This window comes from Mycobacterium sp., assembly GCF_035623875.1.
Taxonomy (GTDB): Bacteria; Actinomycetota; Actinomycetes; order Mycobacteriales; family Mycobacteriaceae; genus Mycobacterium.
On record NZ_DASPSP010000265.1, the window covers coordinates 1 to 4,766 of the forward strand.

Genomic DNA, 4,766 nt, shown 5'->3' on the forward strand with positions numbered 1-4,766 from the left:
CGCCGAGCGGGCGGTGACCCGCCGGTCGGTGCTGACCTTGTATCGGCAGCGCCCACCCGAAGTCGGTGTGCCATCAGAGAACCCGAAGCTCAACGAGCCGGGGCTGGTGATCACCGACTTCGTCGACCGAGTGGGCGACCCGGAAGGCATTGTGGCGGCCGACGGTACGACGCACCGCAGCGAGACGTTGGTCGCCGATGCGCTGCGGGCACTGGCCTACACCGTGGCAGATGGACGGGTATTGCCGGATGCGGTCGCGGTCACCCACCCCGCACATTGGGGACCGAAGGCGGTCGATGCGGTGCGGGTCGCGTTGGGCCGGGTATCCGAATGGTCGGGTGGGCGGCTGGCGCTGCTACCGGATTCCGTGGCGGCGCTGATCGCGCTGCAGGCCAACCCTGGGGTGCCGAGCCGCGGGATCATCGCCGTGTGCGATTTCGGCGGCAGCGGAACAACCCTCGCGCTGGTCGACGCCGCCAACGGCTACCAGGCGGTAGCCCCTGCCGTGCGGCACGGCGAATTCTCCGGGGACCTGATTGACCAGGCGTTGCTGACCCACGTCGTCGCCGATCTGTCGTCGGCCGGATCGTTCGACACGTCGGCGACCTCGGCGATCGGCTCGCTGGCTTCACTGCGGGGTGCTTGCCAGCATGCCAAAGAAGCGCTCTCGTCGACCATCGCGACGACGTTGACCGCCGACGTGCCCGGATATCGCGGCGACGTCCGCGTCACCCGGGACGAACTGGACGACGCGATCCGTCAGCCGCTGGACAGGTTCATCAGAGCCGTCCACGAAACCTTGCAGCGCAACGGGATTCGCGCAGACGATCTGGTGGCGATCGCCTCGGTGGGCGGGGGCGCCAGCATTCCGACCGTCACCACGACCCTGTCGGAACAGCTCGGCGTTCCCATCATCACCGCTCCGCGACCGCATCTGACGGCCGCTATCGGTGCGGCATTACGGGCCGCACGCGGCCCGGCCGATGGCGAGACAGCGTTGGCGCCGACGGCGGCCGGAACGGTCGCCGATGCCACGACCATGTCGGATATTCCGGTGGAACCCGGTCCGGTACCGGCGCTGGCCTGGTCGGAGGCCGACGACGTCTCTGCCATCGTGCCGATCCGCCCCGGTGAGTACCCGGAACCCGGTAGCAGCGCCGACCTGGTGGCCGCGCGGCCGGCGGCCGGTATCGACCGCGCCGCTCAACCGGTCGCGGCCCGCCCGGTTGCCGACACCTGGTATCGCCGGCCGGCGGTGGTCATGGTCGGCACCGCGCTTACGGTGCTAGCCGTCGGCGCCGGGGTCATGATCACCCTGCGTCATACCTCCGGCAGCGCACCGACGACACCGACGCCCAGCGTCAGCACCGCACCTGCCCCGGCAAACCAAAGCCCCGCCCCATCGGACACTCAGGGCACCGCCACCAATTCGCCGTCGTCGACCGAGTCGGGCACCGGGACACCCCCGTCGACGACGACCGAAGCGCCGACGACAACGACCACCACCACGGCAGCACCTTCGACAACCACCTCAGCCCCCACGACCACGACAACACAGGGGCCGGAGCGGCCGCCGTTCCCGAGATTCCCACGGGGGCCGGGGTATTTCCCGCAGCCAGAACCCGGTTACCGGTAATCGACGATCAGGCGTTTTCGTGTCGACTCGACGACTATCCGCTGTGGTGATGGGTCCAACCGGCATCGCGGTCTTCGGCAAATCAGTTCGGCTTCGGGTAGCTGACCCCGGTTAATCGCTCGGAGATCTCCCACAGTTGCCGGCAGTCGGCATCGTTACGAGCACGCGCGGGCACCTTGGCCGCGGTCACCCCGCCGCCGGCGGCCTCGTAGATGCCGTGCGGGCCGTAAAAGGCGCCGCCTTCGGCCTGCGGGGAAGTCGCCGCGTAGAGCGCGGGAAGGATGCCTTCGTCGATCTCCTGCCACAGGAACGGCGTCAGGCGCCACGACAGTTTGTAGAGCTGTTCCATTGTCGATGGTTTCGACCGCCCGTGCGACGGGCCGCTGATCTGAAGGTTGGTCTTGGTCAAGCCGGGGTGCGCGGCATTGGAGAGAATGCCCCAGCCGGCCGCTCTGCTGCGGCGGTCCAACTCGCGGGCGAACATCAGCACCGCCAGTTTCGACTGCCCGTAGGCCTGCATCGGGGTGTACGACTGCTCGAATTGTGGATCATCGAAATGGATGCGCCCTTGGCGCGCAGCCAGACTGCTGAGCGAAACGACCCGCGCGTGGTCCGCGGCACGCAATAGCGGCAGCAGGTGCGCCGTGAGTGCGAAATGCCCGAGATGATTGCTGCCGAACTGCAATTCGAATCCGTCGGAGGTGGTGTCGCGTTTCGGCGGAGTCATCACGCCGGCGTTGTTGATCAGGATGTCGATCGGGCGGCCGTCGGCATTGAGCTGCTCGCCCAGGGCGGCGACGCCGGCCAGTGACGACAGGTCGAGGGGCTTGATGGTCAACTTCGCGTTCGGAACAGTTGTGCGGATCTCGTCGATCGCGGCCTCGCCCTTGACGCGGTTGCGGATCGCCATCACCACATCGGCGCCGGCCGCGGACAGCCGACGGGCCAATCCGAATCCCAGGCCGCTGTTGGCTCCGGTGACGACGGCCAGTCTTCCGGACAGATCGGGCACAGTGGCGACGAGATGGGGGGCCATGAGTCGTAGTCTCCTCTTTACTCGCTTCAACGAAACCGGGCGGGCCGGCTCCACCTGTGTTGTCGGCTTGGCGCTCTTTCGCTGGCGCCACCTAGTTCACGGTGTCACACTGCGTGAATGACTAGCAGACGGCTGGCCAAGATTTCGCTGGCACTGGCCATCCTGGCGATGGTCGTCGGTGGAATCGGCTTCATCGTCTTGCCGATCCTCAACGCGTTCGTGCTGGACAAGTACAACGCCTACGGTGAGGTGCCAATCCCCGGTTCAGCCAGCCTGCACCTGCCGGCCGGCAAAGTCACCGTGAGCTTTCACACCGAGGTCATCTCCGGTCCGAATGGCGGTGGGTTGCCGGTGCCGCAACTTGGCATGGATATCGACCCACCCCAAGGTGTTCCGGATCCGGCGGTCACCGAAAGCTACGGTGGGACAACGACAATCAACAACGATGCGCATCGGCGGGTCTGGGTGGTTCAGGTTCCGGCCGACGGCACCTACACGATCAAGACCGACGGTCAGGTCAACGGCTTCATCAGCCCAAGCCTGGCGTTCGGTAAGGAGAGTCCCTACGGCTGGTCGGTATGGCCGTCCGTCGGGTTGTTCGTCGTCGGTCTTGCCACCTTGATCGGCTCAGCGGTCTGGTTGGCGCGAACCCGGCGGGTCACGCGGCCGTTCGCAACTGCGGGGCAGCCCATCCCGTTGTACAGCCCCACCGACACGGATGTGTCGGTGAGCGCGCCCGGACAGGCGCTCGCGTCACATGCTCCGACCGACGAGGCCATAAAACTGGAGCAGCTGAAAACACTTGCGTCGCTGCGGGATTCCGGAGCGCTGACCGACAAGGAGTTTGAGGACGAGAAGCGCAGAATTCTCGACGGCCGTTAGCCGGCTGTCGGCCGCTAGTGACCCCGGGCCACCCATTCGTCGTAGTGAATGATCTCGTCGCCGATGCTGGTGGTGTCGCCGTGGCCGGTGTAGACGACGGTGTCGCCGGGAAGTGTCCCGAGCCGGCCCGAGATCGACTGCAGGATCGTCGGGAAGTCGGAGAACGAGCGCCCGGTGGCACCGGGTCCGCCGGAAAACAAGGTGTCGCCGCTGAACACCGCGCCCAGGTCGGGGGCGTACCAGCAGACCGACCCGGGGGAGTGCCCGGGGGTGTGCAGCGCCCGCAGCTCGGTGCCGGCGACACTCAGCGTGTCACCGTCGAATACCGAACGAAAGTCCTTGTCCGGGTGGGTCATCCGCCATAGCAGGTCATCGCCGGGATGCAGCAGTACCGGTGCGTCGAGCGTCTTGCCGAGTTCGGGGGCGACGGTCACGTGATCGTTGTGACCGTGTGTGCAGATCACCGCAACCACATTTCGCCCACCAACGGCCGCCACGATGGGCGCCGCCGTGTGCGCGGCGTCGAACACCACGACGTCGGAATCGTCGCCGACGATCCAGAGGTTGTTGTCGACTTCCCAACTGCCACCGTCGAGTTCGAAGGTGCCATGGGTGACAACGCGCTCGATGGCCGCCATTACAGCAGCACCACCGAGCGCAGCACTTTGCCGTCATGCATTTTATGGAAAGCCTCCTCGATGTCGCCGAGGCCGATGCGTTCCGAGACGAACTTCTCCAGCGGCAACCGGCCCTGCAGGTAAAGGTCGATCAGGGTGGGGAAGTCACGTTCGGGCAGGCAGTCGCCGTACCACGACGATTTGAGTGCGCCGCCATGCGAGAAGAAGTCCACCAGCGGCATGTCGATGCGCATGTCCGGGGTCGGAACACCCACCAGCACAACGGTTCCCGCAAGGTCGCGGGCATAGAATGCCTGCTTCCAGGTTTCTGGTCGCCCGACGGCGTCGATGACCACGTTGGCGCCGAAGCCGTCGGTGAGATCCTGGATCGTCTTGACCACATCGAGGTCGCGGGCGTTGATGGTGTGCGTCGCGCCGAACTTACGGGCCAAGTCCAGTTTGGTGTTGTCGGTGTCGACGGCGATGATCCGCCTGGCGCCGACCAGCGCTGCCCCGGCGATCGCCGCGTCGCCGACACCGCCGCAACCGATCACCGCCACCGTGTCATCACGGGTGATCGCGCCGGTGTTGATCG

5 protein-coding genes are annotated in these 4,766 nt (G+C 66.3%); 2 read left to right on the forward strand and 3 right to left on the reverse strand.

All coding sequences use genetic code 11. From position 1 onward, the window contains the following. The coding region (locus tag VEI45_RS21525) for an Hsp70 family protein (RefSeq protein ID WP_324856554.1) at positions 1-1,636 on the forward strand (1,636 nt) is incomplete at its 5' end. An 82-nt stretch (positions 1,637-1,718) separates the two neighbouring features. Here VEI45_RS21525 and VEI45_RS21530 read toward each other — a convergent pair. Beyond that, positions 1,719-2,672, reverse strand: a complete 954-nt coding sequence (locus VEI45_RS21530; protein ID WP_324856555.1) for an SDR family oxidoreductase — start codon at positions 2,670-2,672, stop codon at positions 1,719-1,721. Between the two features lie 117 nt (positions 2,673-2,789). On the opposite strand from VEI45_RS21530, the gene VEI45_RS21535 reads away from it, so the two are divergent. Then, positions 2,790-3,554: an SHOCT domain-containing protein gene (locus VEI45_RS21535; protein ID WP_324856556.1), complete on the forward strand. Its 765-nt coding sequence runs from the start codon at positions 2,790-2,792 to the stop codon at positions 3,552-3,554. 14 nt (positions 3,555-3,568) lie between these two features. Here the strand turns inward: VEI45_RS21535 and VEI45_RS21540 are convergent, their stop codons facing one another. Together VEI45_RS21540 and VEI45_RS21545 are read right to left on the reverse strand one after the other, a co-directional pair. Beyond that, positions 3,569-4,192 carry an MBL fold metallo-hydrolase gene (locus VEI45_RS21540; RefSeq protein WP_324856557.1) on the reverse strand — a complete coding sequence of 208 codons (624 nt, stop codon included), beginning with the start codon at positions 4,190-4,192 and terminating at the stop codon, positions 3,569-3,571. Beyond that, positions 4,192-4,766: zinc-binding dehydrogenase (locus VEI45_RS21545; protein ID WP_324856558.1), on the reverse strand; the 575-nt coding region annotated here is incomplete at its 5' end. The genes VEI45_RS21540 and VEI45_RS21545, both read right to left, overlap by 1 nt.